This is a genomic window from Paenibacillus lacisediminis (genome assembly GCF_046567315.2).
Genome location: NZ_JBKIAX020000007.1, coordinates 168,045 through 182,260, shown reverse-complemented (window position 1 = coordinate 182,260; position 14,216 = coordinate 168,045). Strand labels below are relative to the sequence as shown.

Here is a 14,216-nt window from a genome sequence, read left to right as displayed (position 1 = left end):
ATTGTACAGGGGTCATCTTTTTAACCCATTGGTGCAACTTCTTTAAGCGCCCCTTCTTTATTCTTATCGATTTGCTTTAATGGTCCCCCTATCAGTCTGCATTCGTGTTTAACGTATTCGATGTTATCTCTGGTTTTTCGGAAACGAAAGGAGGATCGTTAAACAACGCAACAACAAGTTGCATACCGTCGATCATCCCTTGCATGTATAAACGTTCATTTTCTAATGCCCGCCTGAAGTGGTGCTTGTCCTCCCAGTCCATAAACTCTGGCAGCATCGTTTTATTCACGCCAGAAAACATAGCATCAAAAGCCTCGTGTTCTTCGGCTCGAAGTTTACGTAAATCAGGCTGACGTTGAATCCGCGCCGAAACCTCGTCCAGCCTTTGCTGTATCGCTTCCCGAAACCATAATGGAAATGGCATCGCTGCTTAACCTCCTTTGACAATGGTTTACCCGATAAATCCATTATCCGTCTGTTATACCAACCACACCAGATAAGGTTTGCAACAAAGTGGAATTTATTTGCAAATTAAGCTTCATTTTTTGGAGTACTCTCCCTCTAAAAAATTAAAAAAGCGCCCTCAGCACTAAGTACTTAAAGGGCGCTTTGGTGCTATTCTTTTGATTTGAATTCCGGAAAGAAATAAGCCACCATGGCCGCATACCGGTCCTGTGCCGATAAACATGTATCGATTAGATACCCTCTTTCTATCTGAAACTCCTTTAATCCCCGATAATAAAAAAGCTTATACTCGTGATCAATAATGAAAGGCATGACATCATACTTCAGGCATTCTTTGAACATGATCATCCTGCCTACCCGGCCGTTCCCATCCTGAAAAGGATGAATGCTTTCAAACTTATGATGAAACTCTATTATATCCTGGGCGGTAATATGTTTTATCTGATGATAGGCAGCAAGCAGCTTTTTGATTTCTCCTTCAACCTTACCCGGTGCTATCGTCTCGCTATCCCCAACTACGTTGGGTCGCGTTTTGTAATCTCCAACACGGAACCATTCTTTTTTTTCATCTGAAGTATTTCTTTTCAGGAGCCGGTGAAACGCTTTGATCATTTCTTCAGATAAATCCTCCGCTGCGTGGTCCAGCATATAATCAAAGCAGGTAAAATGATTTACCGTTTCAATGATATCATCAACGCTTGCCGCTTCTTCCTGCTCCATATAAATAGTATTGGTTTCAAAAATATACCGTGTCTGATCCTCGGAAAGTCGGCTGCCCTCAATACGATTGGAATTATAGGCAAGCTTAATCTGGGTCTGATGGTACAGGCCTCCCTTTAAGCGCATCTCTTTTTCTTCCTGTAACAGTTTAAGCAATCTATGTTCCATGGGCATCGCTCCTTTCCTCTTATGTTATTAATATAAATATAGCATATTTCCATTCTTTATCTTTATTCCTTATTAAAAGTATTCCCCTGATGACATCCACATACAACATCAAAGCGCATAAAAAAAGAACGCCGGGGTTACCGACGTCCCTTTACACTCCCACTTCTCCGTTACACTCATATCTAATCAATCACCAAAACAAGCGGCGAACCTTATCGTTTCGCAGCCACAGTCCTCCCCAGGCAAGTATCGCCAAATAGACCGCAAACAGCGTGTTCGAGAACAAGGGAGCATCCACGCGAATTTGCGTGGCAACGACACCGCCATAAAATGCGGTCAGCAGTACCGCCCCCAGGATAGCCGTTCTCGGAATCGCATACAACACGGTAGGAAGAAGCGCGAGTATACCGATCGTCACGATATGATGCTCGGCAAACCCGAGCGTTACCGTGCCCTCAACTACGACGGCTGGCTTGAAAAGCTTGGATATGCCATCAAACAGCATAAACAAAATGACAATTCCGCTCATAATTCGCCCTGTCCAGAGCCGGCCTTTGGAGATCTTTTCGTTCATCGTTCATCCACCTCGATCATGAATTTACTCGTATCATAGCATGAACGACACTCCTTCGTTTCTTACGGATTGCCATCTTTCTAAGGCTAGCGTCCAGCATGCCCCCCATCACCCGGAGTCATACCTAGAAGCTTGCCTTGGCAAAACAACAAAAAAAGCCCTCCACTCGTACAAAAACGAATGAAGAGCTGCTCCAATTCAACTAGTTAACGGGTGAGGAGGAGTGAACCTCCATCTCCTTCTTAGCGGGAAGGTGTTCTCATTAAACCCAGCTGATTCTCCGTATCTGCAATTGCTGAATCCGGAACTAAGCTTGCTTGCTTCCTCTTCGCAGCTGCAAAATTCATGGACGGCGGAGTCCCAGCAAATTTCCGTGGTCGAGATGCTCGAAGTGCAATTAATCAACGTGACCGCGCCCTTTTTAATCAATACCAAACTGAAAAATGCCATGACGCAAAGCCCGAATCCTAACCGTTTTATCGTAAATGTGTCTGCGGCGGAAGGCCGCTTTCAAATGAAAAGAAAAGGGGGCTACCACGTTCACACCAACATGGCGAAGGCCTCGCTGAATATGATGACTCTAACCCAGTCCAAGGAATATAAAAAGGAGCGCATCTTCATTACCAGCGTGGATCCTGGATGGGTATCGAACCAGTTCCCGGAGCAGACGAAGGCCCGCAAGGTAATCGAATTGCCTCTGGACTTTGAGGATGCCGCAGCCAGAATCTGCGACCCAATTTATGAAGGCAAAGATGCCGAGCGCCCTTGGACCGGAGTATTTCTAGAGGATTACAAGCAGGTGGATTGGTGAAAAAGAAAGCTCTCTTTCGCCGGGAAAGAGAGCTCGTTTGCGTTCGAGGCGCGATTTTACGATTTTATTGAACTCTTCTCGCCTCCAATTCCGCAATAATCTCATGATGCGGTTTCTCCCACCGGTACAGAAAAACCAAGATGAGAATCGACAATATACATAAAAGGATCGGCAGCCAAATAAAGCTGATTTCTATCATATGAAGTGCGGATGGCGTCTGAGTTTGATTCGCAACATATCCCCCTGCCGCAAGCAACCAAGCCGGAATCGCTCCGCCAAGACCGGAGCCTAATTTAATCGCGATCCCGGAAGCGGTAGAAGCAAGCAAGCCTTGCGCGCGGACGCCCGATTTCCATTCGCCATAGTCAACCGTATCGGCAATGAGTGCAAACAATAACCCGACCGGCAAGCCTAGACCAACGGCGCCAATGACTATACCCGTAAGCACCATGGCCGTACTATTACCACCAAGATAAATAATCAACTGACCGAACATGCTGATGGCCATTCCGACGATCATCAACGTTTTTTTACTAAACTTCTTGGATAAGAACGGCACACAGATAATTCCCACCAGTGTCAATGAGCCGAGCGTATTGGCCGTAGTGACAAGGTCGGGCTGATTAAGATTGTAGGTAATGTAATAAATGCCCGACGACAATTTCACCACGTACAAGATAAAAAATACGACGCCTACTAAAACCCCGGCAACCCAGGGCATATTGCCTTTAATCGCTTTGACGCTCTCTCTTACAGGCAATGATTTGCCCCCGGATCGATCCTGAACCCGTTCTTTCGTATTGAAAAACGTGATCAGGAACATCACAAGCCCCACCGCGCCAAAAAGAATCATCGTATGGAAGAAGCCTTTTTGCTGATCCCCATTCCCGAAAAACGCGACAAGCGGCAATAACGTCAGATTGACAAGCAATCCGCCCAGTTGCCCGCCAAACATCCGAAAGGAGTTAGCTACCGTTCGTTCCTGAACATCGCTGGACAAGCTCGGAAGCAAGGTGGTTAACGGATTGTTAACGGCGGTATACAGGATGTTGGAAGCAATATAGAAAATGTAGGCATACGCCAGCTTCCCGGACGCGCTTAACTCAGGTCCCATAAACAACAGGATCGTCACGATAGTGAACGGAAAACAGGACCATAAAATCCACGGTCTTGATTTCCCCCACCTGGTATGCGTCTTGTCGATAAAGATGCCGAAAATGGGACTGTCCAGCATATCCACAAGTCTTGCAACCAGCAATAGCGTACCTACGGCGGCAGCGCCTATGCCATAGACATCCGTAAAATAGAAAGTTAAATAAGTGGTAACCACCGCATAAATCAAGTTTGAAGCCGTGTCCCCCAAACCGTAGCTTACTTTTTCCAATAAAGACAACTTTTGATTCGACTCTTCTCTTGTAGCCATTGTGCACCCTCCTGATGGGAACGTTTTCAAGGAGAAACTAGTGTAAGTTAATGCTTCCCTTGATTAAATCCTTCTCCGCGCTGCTGGTTCCGATGTACACTTCATAGACCATCTCTTCAAGCTCCCACCGGTTTGCGGCAGGATTAAACCACTTGATTTTTTCAACCGGGCAGGCGAGTTCAACCTTCGCTTTTTGACCCGGCTTCAGCGTAATCCGCTTAAACCCGCGCAAAACTTTAACAGGCCGATCTATCTTGGAGTTGGCGAAACCGACATACAGTTGCACGACTTCGTCGCCCGTTACGTCCCCTGTATTTTCAACCTCGCAAGCTGCGATGATTTGATCATCCGCTACTTTGAAGGAGGCATTGGAAATTGCAAAGCTGGTGTAAGATAAACCAAATCCGTATGGCAAGGAAGGCTCGATGCCTTCTTTCTCCAATTTGGCATACCCGTGATAATAGTCATATTTGATCTCGGTTGCATCCCAATCCACTTGGGGAAGGTGGCTTTCGCTCGTCGGCACCACAAAAGGCAGTTTACCGCCCGGGTTGACGTCCCCGAACAACGTTTTGGCTATGGCGGTGCCGCCTTCCATTCCGGGATAATAGGCCATCAGGATGGAGGAAACCGACCGCTTCCATTCTTCAATCATGATCATATTGCCGCCGATCAATACCGCAACGGAGTTTGGGTTAACGGGTCCAACCGCGTTGATCAGTGCGATATCCTTCGTATGCAAACCAAGACTGTTTTTACGGTCCCCGCCCGCCTTCAAATCGGCATCTTCGTTCGTGACGGATTCCCCTTCATCATCGTGGTCATATCCTACGACAAAGACAACAGCATCAACGGATTTCGCCAATTGCTTCGCCTGCTCCAGGTCTGCTCCGTTATCGAAGATCACCTCGGCATTTGGAAGTAAAAGTTTGATCCCCTGGAGCGGCGTAACAACGTATGGCGGAAACACACGGCTTGAACCATGATCGCCAATATTTCCTTTGCTGCCGAGTCCGCCAATGACCGCGATACGTTTTGTCTCCGTTTTGGAGAACGGCAGGACATGGTGATCGTTTTTCATCAAGGTCATGGACTTCTCGGCCGCTTCCAGCGCCAATGCGATATGCTCTTTGCTTGCGATCAGGTCTTTGCCGTACGTATCCTTGTCCGCTTCCGTAAATGCCAGTAATGTACGGACAATTCTTACTGCCGACTCATCGATTTTATCTTCACTGACTTGACTGTTTCTTACGGCTTCAACCAGCTTGTCGCCAAAAAATTTCGTATGGCACATTTCAACATCCATGCCGCCATTTGCCGCTTCGACCGTATCTTTGATGCCCCAGGCAAAATCACTGACCACAAATCCGTCAAAATCCCATTCATCCTTCAAAACCCGGTTTAACAAATAATCATGATGCCCGCAATGAATGCCGTGGTACAAGTTATAAGCACTCATGACACTGCCGGCACCCGCATCAACACAATCCTTAAAGTGCGGTAAAAAGACCTCGCGTTCCGTTCGTTTATCGGCGATGACGCTCACCTTAAACCGAGCCCATTCCATGCTATTGAAAGCATAATGCTTCACGCAAGCGATTACATTTTCTTCCTGAACGCCTTTTACCAAAGAAGAACCCATGACGCCCAAGTGGAACGATTCCTCGCCGTATACTTCCTGGCTTCTGCCCCAACCCGGGTTATACGGGAGATTAATGCAAACGCCGCCGAAAAAATTGCCGCCTTGCGCGCGAACTTCTTTGCCTATCGCATGCCCAACGCGCTCTTCAAGTTCCGGGTCAAAGGCAGCGCCTCTTGCCATGGAAACCGGAAAACAGGTGCTGTTGCCGGACACAACTCCGCGCGGGCCGTCGACAAATTTCATTTCCGGCACCCCCAAGCGGTCATTTCCGCCGGCGGGATAAGGTCTCCAGTTGTAATGTCTAACCTTAAAATCTTCCAGCATCTCTTCCATGGAGACTCTTCCGCTCATGAGATATACTTTTTCTTCCAAACTCATTTGGCTGACGATTTCCTTCGCCTTCGCGGTATAAGATAAGCGAACCTGTTTATTGGCCTTCATCCAATATCTCCTCCAATCTGTTTGTCAAATCTCTATAAAACCGCTTTCAAACAAATTTTAAGGCAGATCAGTCCGTGATTCCTTCCGATTTCTTGGCCAAGTGATAGGAAGATAAGCACAAGTACAGCGGATATCGTAAGAAAAAATAAAAAACCAAAGAATTACCCCCAAATAAAGTGGGGATTTCCTTGGTTTGCTTTCAGGAAAGTCGTTTTTCAACTCTTACTTGTAGAACTTATTTAAAATGATGCATTCGATCCCGTGAACCGGAACATGCAAAGTAAGATGAAAATCGCCTGTTAAGGTAAGCTGCTTTAATTGCAGAGAGGGTCTGGATATATTTTTCAAGTAATCCGTCTCTTCATGATTCAGATCAGCATATTCGCCCATGCGAATCCATTCGTCATAAGCGGAGCCATGTTTTCGGTTAAGGCTGTATTGTTTGCATTTATAGGTTCCGTATATATTTTGAAGGCGAATATTTAATAGTAAATCATTGGATTCCTCAAAAATATCATAAGAATGTTGCTCCGCTTGATCTCCCTTCATAAACAATTGGTCAGGATAGGTGTGATTATAGACCAAAATTTGGATATTGTCGCCTTGTTTAGTCATGATATAATTTTTGCCTTTGGCAAACACGGTGTTTCCTAACTTAGATAAAAATACAAAGGCATAGTATGCGGATTTCTTTATCCCTTCCGTATTAACCAATCCTGTCCCCCCAAAAAAGGGATTGCTTTTAATATCCCATTCATAGAGAATATCGGAAGCCGATAAAAAACCGATGGCCTTGGCATGTGCCGCCGACGGATCAAGCATATTATCGATAATAAAAGTGGCCATAAAGGCCGTATCATGAAGAAAGTTCGTAACATCCCAGCTAAAGTTCCAGCGTGTTACGATGAATTCAATATCCTCCTGATCGTGAGCTTTCAGCATGCGATGCATCTTTTCCAGCAAATGCTTGGTATGGTTTTTGGCTTCATATTGAAACGGAATTACCTTAATATCAACGGGACTTGTTTGGGACCGTTCCAGCCAATCTTTAAATTTGACGCGATTGTGGTAAATATTGCAACTGTAAAAGTCAAGGGGCACTGCATTTTTTCGACAGAATTCGAGCAGTTTCTCGGAAAGTTGATCGTCCGTATGGAAATTTTCCGCTGCAGGTCCCACCTTGAGCAATGGAGATATTCCCTTGATGAGCAGCGCCGTTTGCTTATATAATTCGAAATACTGCTCCAGCGTGCCGCTCCAATGAATACCCTGCACCGGAAACTCGGTCCATATTTGAAAATACCATTCCGAAACCGCATCAAGGCCGTAACGATTAATGCAATTCATCATAAAGGATTGAACCAGGGATAGCCACTGGCTCATTTCTTTGGGGGGAGAAGTATTTCCCTGATAATTAAAAAAACTGGTGCTTTTGCTGGCAAATAAAAGCGGCATGTAACTTAAGCAAATAAATGGTTTGAGTTCAAGCTCCCGTGTATAATCCAGAATATTGTTAATAAATTTCCAATTGAATTTTAACCCGTCTCGATCTTTCTGAATCACGTCCAATTCCTGATTGAATACGCCTTCAAAACGTAAATATTCGATCGGGATTTCTTCCCGCATCTCTTTGATTTGATCGCGAATATTTTGATTTAACAGCGTATTGGCCGATCCAATGTTCATCATTTTGTTCCACACCTGCTTCAATTCGTATCCATCCGATTGAATATCTTTGACAATGGCGGATTGGTTCGTATGTTCCTGTATTGTTTTTAATTCGATCGGAAGCGAAGCGTAATGATGAATCAATTGCTCCTTGGAAGCGTCGATCAAAGCCGGGCCTTCGTTATTCGCCTCTTGATTTTTTTTGCGCAGCTGTAGCGGGGTTAACGAAAATTTACTTTTGATGGCTTTATAATAGCTTTTTTCATCGCTAAAGCCTGAAGACAAGGCCACGTTCATGATGGATGTTTCCTGGTTTTGCAGCAAGAACAAGGAATACCTGATCCGAACTTCCTCCAAATAAGCTTTAAAAGTAACCCCGACGTTTTTTCGGAAGATATCAGACAGATAAGATGAATTATAATGTTGTTCCCGTGCGATTTGATTTAACGTAACTTTCCCTTTGAAATTCAGCTCGACCCTGTTCAATATTTGCTGGACAATATTAAAATCTTTATTCGAAGCAGGATGTTTCGGTTCCGGCGAAGGGAGCTGTTTACTGAAACGAGATGTTAAGTATCCGAGCAATCGAAGAACATCTTTGTTCTTTGCCCGACTCCCTTTGTTCGGATAGGCAATCAATTGACTGAATAAAATACGAACAACATCATACGGATGTTGATTATCTTCACTATTTTTAAAGGATTTCAGATTATAATTCAAGCTGTAAAAATCGTGATTGTGTTTATATATATAAAGACTGTCCACATGCAACTGAATAAAGCGAGTATTAAAAACTTGCGGAACGGCGCGATGGGATTCGAAATGGTTAATTAAAAACAGATCGTCTTCATGCAGATCATAATCATTTTGGCCGACCGTTACTTTCAGTTTTCCGGCCAAGAGCCAGATAATTTCCAGTCCTGAGTGTTGATGGAGCTCTTCGGAATTAGTATCATTCATCATGAAATGGATCGGACATCCCGGCAGATATGGAATCGGAACAACGGAATACTTCAAATCAACACCCCCTCTTTAATAAATAATTATAACCAACCGGTTTGTTACCAAGTCTACAAAAAAATCGTTAAGTTTATAAAAATTTAGGGATTCAACATACTCATTTGTATGTGAATCCCCGTTTTTTGATTGGATTTAATTCGCCATAATTCCACATGCCATCGTATAATTTATTTTAGTGTATACTTAGTAAATTAATCAATTATTATTTATGAGTACCGTTCACTCCCCCCGGCTCACCCGAAAACCTTGATCAGCCCCAAAGCCATTCGCCTCGAACTTGCCGCGAAAAAACAACTCGATGCTGTGGATGTCGCCAACCCAACCGCCGCCTTTTACAACCCGGTAAGATCCGCCGCTACTAGTATCCAAATCGTCTCCGTACCAGTTCCAGCACCATTCCCGTACATTGCCCGACATATCGTAAAGCCCCAACTCGTTGGGTTTCTTGCCGCCGACAGCTTTTGTTTTACTGTTGTTGTTCTCTATGATGGGCCAGTTCCAGTCTCCGGATAAGTATTGATCTCCGGCGTTTCGCCAATTCCATGCTGCTTCATCCGCGTTATTGCTTCCGCTGTAGGTGTAGCTCTTGCTCATTTGGCCGCCGCCCGCGGCGTATTCCCACTCCGCTTCCGTCGGCAATCGGTAACCGTTAGCGCCCGCATTGATCGTTACGGTCCATTTTATATGATCGTAATCGCTCAGATTATTCGGGTCCTTTTTATCCTTATCTATATTGTAGTAAGGTTCTAAGCCCTCTTTTATACTCCGTTTATTACAGTACTCAACAGCGTCATACCAAGTTACCATTTCTACCGGCATATTATCGCCTATGAAATGTGAAGGGTTGCTTCCCATGACCTCGACCCACTCTTTTTGAGTGACCTCGTATTTGCCGATATAAAAATCCGATAGGGTTACATCTTTGCCATAGTAATTGGACTTGGTGTTCTTAAAAGCTCCGCCTTTGACGAATACAAGGGTATTATTCTTGTCAGTCTTTTCTTGCGAACAAGCGCTAACCACAAACATGATTGCTATTAAAAGGAAAATCAATAGCTTTCTCACTACTATATCCTCCTTTAAAGCCATAGGCTGTCCTATAGTATGTAAATAAGTGCCTTTTGCTGAAATAGTTAAGGCCGTCGGCCGTGAGACCGTCCGGCCTTAAGCAATACCAATGATTAACCGCTTACCACACCGTTACGTTGGAGCTTCCGCTGCTTTGATATCCCTCCGTCGCCAATACCTGATAAGACCAACTGCTTCCCAGATTCATTCCTGCATTTCTCCATGCATTTACGTGGTTGCCAAAATTGATAGAGACGTTGCTCCCGGTTGGTCTCTTCGACTGCCGCACGCTCCAGAATTGTTGGAATGTTTGTACGCCGTCAATGGAAGGTGCGTTGTAGCGCATCGTCGTATATATGTCATAGGTGCCCCCATCGCTGTTCACGGTGCCTTTATACGTTCCGGTAGGTCTGTAAGTACCCCAGCTATCCACGACGTAATATTCGATGAGCGAGTTTCTCGTCCACCCGTAAAGCGTCAAATACGCATTGCCGGACGGCGCCCAGACACCGGCATTGTAGTTTACTGTTCTGGATGGCGATCCGGTAGTCCAACCTTTACCGACAACAAAATTCCCGGTATTTTGCCATGTGACACTATAGTTGCCGCCGGAACCATTGACCGCGTTGACTGTCCCGCCGCCATCGGTCCAATTTTGCCAATAGTCTGTCGCCGCATTTGAGGTTGCCGCCAACAAGCTAAAACTCATTAAAGCTGCCGTAAATACCGTCAAAATTTTCTTCTTAAACTTAAACATGCATTTACCTCCTCAACTATTTTTCATCGCCGCTTTAACCTCTACCCTACTTCTTACCGGCTGCTTCTCTTTGCGGTATACCGCTTATCCTGTGTCTAAGAACATCTTACTTCCACCCCCTTTATTAGAAAATTATAGAAGGTAAGCGCATACATTTCACTTCACAAATTAAAGATGTTACCCCCCTATTTTTTACATAAATGCACAGAAACTGCCGAAGAAGCGAGGTCATAACGGGTTCGGCAGCGTCTCCATAATGCGAAAAGCCGCCCTATTAAAGGACGGCTGGACGATACGACACTACTTTTGTGTGCCGCCATATCCTTCCGGCGCGGGAATCCCCTTTTCAGCCGATCTGCTTACAGATTCCCAATCTTCCCATGTTTTTATGCGCTCTTGATAGGTGTTCCTAACGAGGTCAAAGATCATACTTCCCAAGATCAGTCTTAAGGGAGGATTTTCACTTTCCACCAACTTCATAAGAGCCTCAGCAGCTAAGATGGGATCGCTATCTGACGAGCCTTCCGCATACTGTTTCACCAATTCTTCCCTAAGGGAATCGTAGGCGTCCAGCGGATTGCTGTAACGCATTGCTGTATACAAATCTGTCCAGTAGCCGCCAGGTTCCACCATCGTGAGCTTCACCCCAAAGTGGGCAGCCTCTTGTGCCAAAGCTTCACTCAATCCCTCTAGCGCAAATTTGCTTGCACTGTATAAGCCTGACATTGGACCAGAAATCAATCCCCCGATACTGGAAATCTGAATCAAGTGCCCTGCCCTCTGTTCGCGCAGGTAAGGAAATACCGCCTGACAGACCCAAAGAGCACCGAAAAAATTGGTTTCCATCAGGTCTCTTGCATCGCTTTCACTCAATTCTTCGACCATACCTAAAGTCATAACACCCGCGTTATTCACAACGATATCAAGATGTCCAAAATGTTCTACAGCTACTTTAACAGTTGCAAAGACAGCCTCCCGATCCCTTATATCGAGATGCAAAAACAGTAACGAGTCTTGGTATTGCTCCTGCAGCTTTTCTAATTTACCAATGGTTCTTGCAACAGCCACAACTTGATCTCCTGCTTCTAAAGCCGCACTGGTGAATGCATAACCAAGACCTTTGCTCGCTCCTGTAATAAACCAGACGCGCCTTTTTCCAATATTTCTATCCGTGAGTTTATCGGGCTTTTGTGTTGTCATTGAAATTCCTCCTATTGAAAAATAAAAAGCACAGGCAATTCTCTGCCTGTGCAAATCGTAATCGAATAGGAATATCCATATGAGTCCATGTTAACAGCAAAGATAAAGAAGCTACCCCAGAAAAACAATGGAGACAACACTTTATACTTACACTTATAAATGAACAAGACAGCATATGGACAGACTCATCCCGATTACTCTGCTAACAGGCAGAGTTAAAAGAAAGCTCAAATTAATGCAATGTGCATTAATGTTTGCTTATCGGGAAGAATCTATCACACATAACCCTCCGTTCATTTCAGATAGAGACAGTATAACAATGGCTATCACAATTTTCAACTATGATATCTGCACTTTATGAATTATTCTCCCTTTCCGGATAACCAATCAATTGTATAAAGCACGCTTTAAAGCCGCGTGATATTCTTGAATCACTCTCTGGCTGATCTCGGCTGAAGGAAAGTATTCTTCGCAGCCATGAAAACATCCGGGGTACAAATGAAATTCCGTTGGCACACCAGCCTGCGTTAGCCTTAGTACATAGTCGATAGTTTCATCGCGAAACGGATCCAGGTCACCGACACAGGTGTACGTAGGCGGAAGTCCCGACAAATCGGCTGCGCGTGCCGGAGCGGCATATGGAGATGCTTCACCTTGTTCCCCTAAATACATTTCCCAAGCCAATTGGGTTTTGGCTTTGCTCCACACTCTGTCATCCGTGATTTCATTGCTGGACTTGGTTATGATTCGATCATCAAGCATCGGATAAAGAGGCATTTGGAACAGAATCGAAGGGCCGTTTCGATCTCTTACCAAAAGAGAAACAGCAGCCGTTAATCCGCCGCCGGCACTGGGGCCCGCAACCGCGATTTTGGATGAATCACTCCCCAGTTCTTCAGCGTGTTCGGAGAACCATTGGAGTGCGGCGTAGCAATCTTCGAGCGGGGCCGGAAAAGGATGCTCCGGAGCCAGCCGATAATCCACGGAAACGATGACGCACTCGATTTCCGATACCAGATGCTGCAAAGCAGGGTCCATCATATCGGCGGAACCGAGGATATAGCCGCCGCCGTGAATATATAGAACGCCCGGAAGCGGTCTGTTCTTCACTTTTGGTTCGTAAATCTTGATCCGGACATCCGGATCTCCCGCTGCGCCCGGAACATATCTTTCCGAGGTCAAAACGGCGTCATTAACAGGCAACGAGGCTGCCGTACCGGCAGCAAACTCTTGCATCTCTTTCCTTTTGGCCGCTAAATTCTCCCTGGTGTAAACGACTTCCGGTAAAAGGGAAAACATATTTTTAAGTTCCGGATGTACTCTTTCTTCCATCGTCATTGAATGTCACCCCTGACTGTTTCGCCACGCCGTTTGCCCTAGCAGATCCCGCATGGTTGCCATGTACTTTTCTTCCGACTGAGACCATCTCAGTTTAGCCGTTTCTTCCGCGTCCGGACCTGCGAGATAACGCAGCCGATCCGACGGATCACACGCGGCGGCGTAAACCTGATCCGCAACCTGGTTCTCATCCGCACTATCAAACGGGTAGTTCATCATGGAGTTCATCATATGATCAAAATAAGACTTGTACGTTTGTGGAATGGATACGTTTTGGGCGGCGGCCATGGTGTTCGACGCGAAATTCGTGGTTCGCATAGCTCCGGGTTCCACAAGTTTGACGGAAATATTTTGCGATTCCAGCTCGTACGACAGCGATTCCGACAACCCCTCGACGGCATGCTTGGTCGCCACATAGACCGTCAAAAGCGGGTTGGATACAAAGCCCACGTTCGAAGTGATATTGACGATGGTTCCGCCCCCTTGTTCGCGAAAATAAGGGGTAATCGCCTGGATGACGTTCATGACACCGAAGACATTGGTCTCAAAAATCCCGCGGATCACATTCATCGGTGTGGCTTCAAATATCGATAGGATGCTGACTCCGGCGTTGTTCACGACGGCGTCGATCCGGCCGAATCTGGCGATCCCTGCCGCAATCGCCGCCTCGATGGTGGCGGGCTCAGTCACATCAAGTTCGGTTACGAAAATCCGTTCGGGATTTTCCTCCGCCAGGCGCCGGTCCGGCTTGCGCATCGTCGCAACCACGTTCCATCCTTCATTGGCAAACTTCTTCGCTGCCGTATTCCCTAGTCCGGTCGAACTCCCGGTAATCAATACCGTTTTGCTCATTGAAGATCCTCCTCTTCATCACTTTTGTTATTTCTCCCTTAGCTTACCGGGTTGAAGCCGCTCTAAGTC

General features: G+C 45.7%; 12 protein-coding genes. 1 reads left to right on the top strand and 11 read right to left on the bottom strand.

Annotated features, from left to right (window positions below; translation table 11 throughout):
* Positions 1 to 91: 91 nt before the first annotated feature.
* The 3 genes from ACLD72_RS15725 to ACLD72_RS15715 form a co-directional block, all read right to left on the bottom strand.
* On the bottom strand, positions 92 to 424 hold the full coding sequence (locus ACLD72_RS15725; protein WP_410996693.1) for a hypothetical protein: 333 nt from the start codon (positions 422 to 424) through the stop codon (positions 92 to 94).
* Between the two features lie 191 nt (positions 425 to 615).
* Entirely contained in the window at positions 616 to 1,353 is a 738-nt protein-coding gene (locus tag ACLD72_RS15720; protein WP_410996692.1) for a Fic family protein, read from the bottom strand.
* Positions 1,354 to 1,543: 190 nt separating this feature from the next.
* Positions 1,544 to 1,927, bottom strand: coding sequence for a DoxX family protein (locus ACLD72_RS15715; protein WP_410996691.1), 384 nt, complete (start codon positions 1,925 to 1,927; stop codon positions 1,544 to 1,546).
* Positions 1,928 to 2,219: 292 nt separating this feature from the next.
* On the opposite strand from ACLD72_RS15715, the gene ACLD72_RS15710 reads away from it, so the two are divergent.
* The gene (locus tag ACLD72_RS15710) at positions 2,220 to 2,738 is read left to right on the top strand and encodes a hypothetical protein (protein WP_458475913.1); all 519 of its coding nucleotides are present in this window, start codon (positions 2,220 to 2,222) and stop codon (positions 2,736 to 2,738) included.
* A 64-nt stretch (positions 2,739 to 2,802) separates the two neighbouring features.
* On the opposite strand, the gene ACLD72_RS15705 is transcribed toward ACLD72_RS15710, so the two are convergent.
* The 8 genes from ACLD72_RS15705 to ACLD72_RS15670 form a co-directional block, all read right to left on the bottom strand.
* A complete protein-coding gene (locus tag ACLD72_RS15705; RefSeq protein WP_410996689.1) occupies positions 2,803 to 4,161 on the bottom strand; it encodes a glycoside-pentoside-hexuronide (GPH):cation symporter in 1,359 nt (452 codons plus the stop codon).
* A 37-nt stretch (positions 4,162 to 4,198) separates the two neighbouring features.
* Entirely contained in the window at positions 4,199 to 6,244 is a 2,046-nt protein-coding gene (locus ACLD72_RS15700; protein ID WP_410996688.1) for a beta-glucosidase family protein, read from the bottom strand.
* A gap of 222 nt (positions 6,245 to 6,466) precedes the next feature.
* The gene (locus ACLD72_RS15695) at positions 6,467 to 8,929 is read right to left on the bottom strand and encodes a GH39 family glycosyl hydrolase (protein WP_410996687.1); all 2,463 of its coding nucleotides are present in this window, start codon (positions 8,927 to 8,929) and stop codon (positions 6,467 to 6,469) included.
* A 222-nt stretch (positions 8,930 to 9,151) separates the two neighbouring features.
* Positions 9,152 to 9,997 carry a formylglycine-generating enzyme family protein gene (locus ACLD72_RS15690; RefSeq protein ID WP_410996686.1) on the bottom strand — a complete coding sequence of 282 codons (846 nt, stop codon included), beginning with the start codon at positions 9,995 to 9,997 and terminating at the stop codon, positions 9,152 to 9,154.
* Between the two features lie 124 nt (positions 9,998 to 10,121).
* Entirely contained in the window at positions 10,122 to 10,757 is a 636-nt protein-coding gene (locus tag ACLD72_RS15685) for a glycoside hydrolase family 11 protein (protein ID WP_251590893.1), read from the bottom strand.
* 300 nt (positions 10,758 to 11,057) lie between these two features.
* A complete protein-coding gene (locus tag ACLD72_RS15680) occupies positions 11,058 to 11,957 on the bottom strand; it encodes an SDR family oxidoreductase (RefSeq protein WP_410996685.1) in 900 nt (299 codons plus the stop codon).
* A gap of 387 nt (positions 11,958 to 12,344) precedes the next feature.
* Complete coding sequence (locus tag ACLD72_RS15675; RefSeq protein WP_410996684.1) at positions 12,345 to 13,295, bottom strand: alpha/beta hydrolase; 951 nt, start codon at positions 13,293 to 13,295, stop codon at positions 12,345 to 12,347.
* Between the two features lie 6 nt (positions 13,296 to 13,301).
* Complete coding sequence (locus ACLD72_RS15670; RefSeq protein WP_410996683.1) at positions 13,302 to 14,147, bottom strand: SDR family oxidoreductase; 846 nt, start codon at positions 14,145 to 14,147, stop codon at positions 13,302 to 13,304.
* Between the last annotated feature and the right edge of the window lie 69 nt (positions 14,148 to 14,216).

Excerpts from the sequence above, each read along its gene's own strand:
- ACLD72_RS15725 (WP_410996693.1), bottom strand. The coding sequence starts at position 424 with ATGCCATTTCCATTATGGTTTCGGGAAGCGATACAGCAAAGGCTGGAC.
- ACLD72_RS15720 (WP_410996692.1), bottom strand. The coding sequence starts at position 1,353 with ATGGAACATAGATTGCTTAAACTGTTACAGGAAGAAAAAGAGATGCGC.
- ACLD72_RS15715 (WP_410996691.1), bottom strand. The coding sequence starts at position 1,927 with ATGAACGAAAAGATCTCCAAAGGCCGGCTCTGGACAGGGCGAATTATG.
- ACLD72_RS15705 (WP_410996689.1), bottom strand. The coding sequence starts at position 4,161 with ATGGCTACAAGAGAAGAGTCGAATCAAAAGTTGTCTTTATTGGAAAAA.
- ACLD72_RS15700 (WP_410996688.1), bottom strand. The coding sequence starts at position 6,244 with ATGAAGGCCAATAAACAGGTTCGCTTATCTTATACCGCGAAGGCGAAG.
- ACLD72_RS15685 (WP_251590893.1), bottom strand. The coding sequence starts at position 10,757 with ATGTTTAAGTTTAAGAAGAAAATTTTGACGGTATTTACGGCAGCTTTA.
- ACLD72_RS15680 (WP_410996685.1), bottom strand. The coding sequence starts at position 11,957 with ATGACAACACAAAAGCCCGATAAACTCACGGATAGAAATATTGGAAAA.
- ACLD72_RS15675 (WP_410996684.1), bottom strand. The coding sequence starts at position 13,295 with ATGACGATGGAAGAAAGAGTACATCCGGAACTTAAAAATATGTTTTCC.
- ACLD72_RS15670 (WP_410996683.1), bottom strand. The coding sequence starts at position 14,147 with ATGAGCAAAACGGTATTGATTACCGGGAGTTCGACCGGACTAGGGAAT.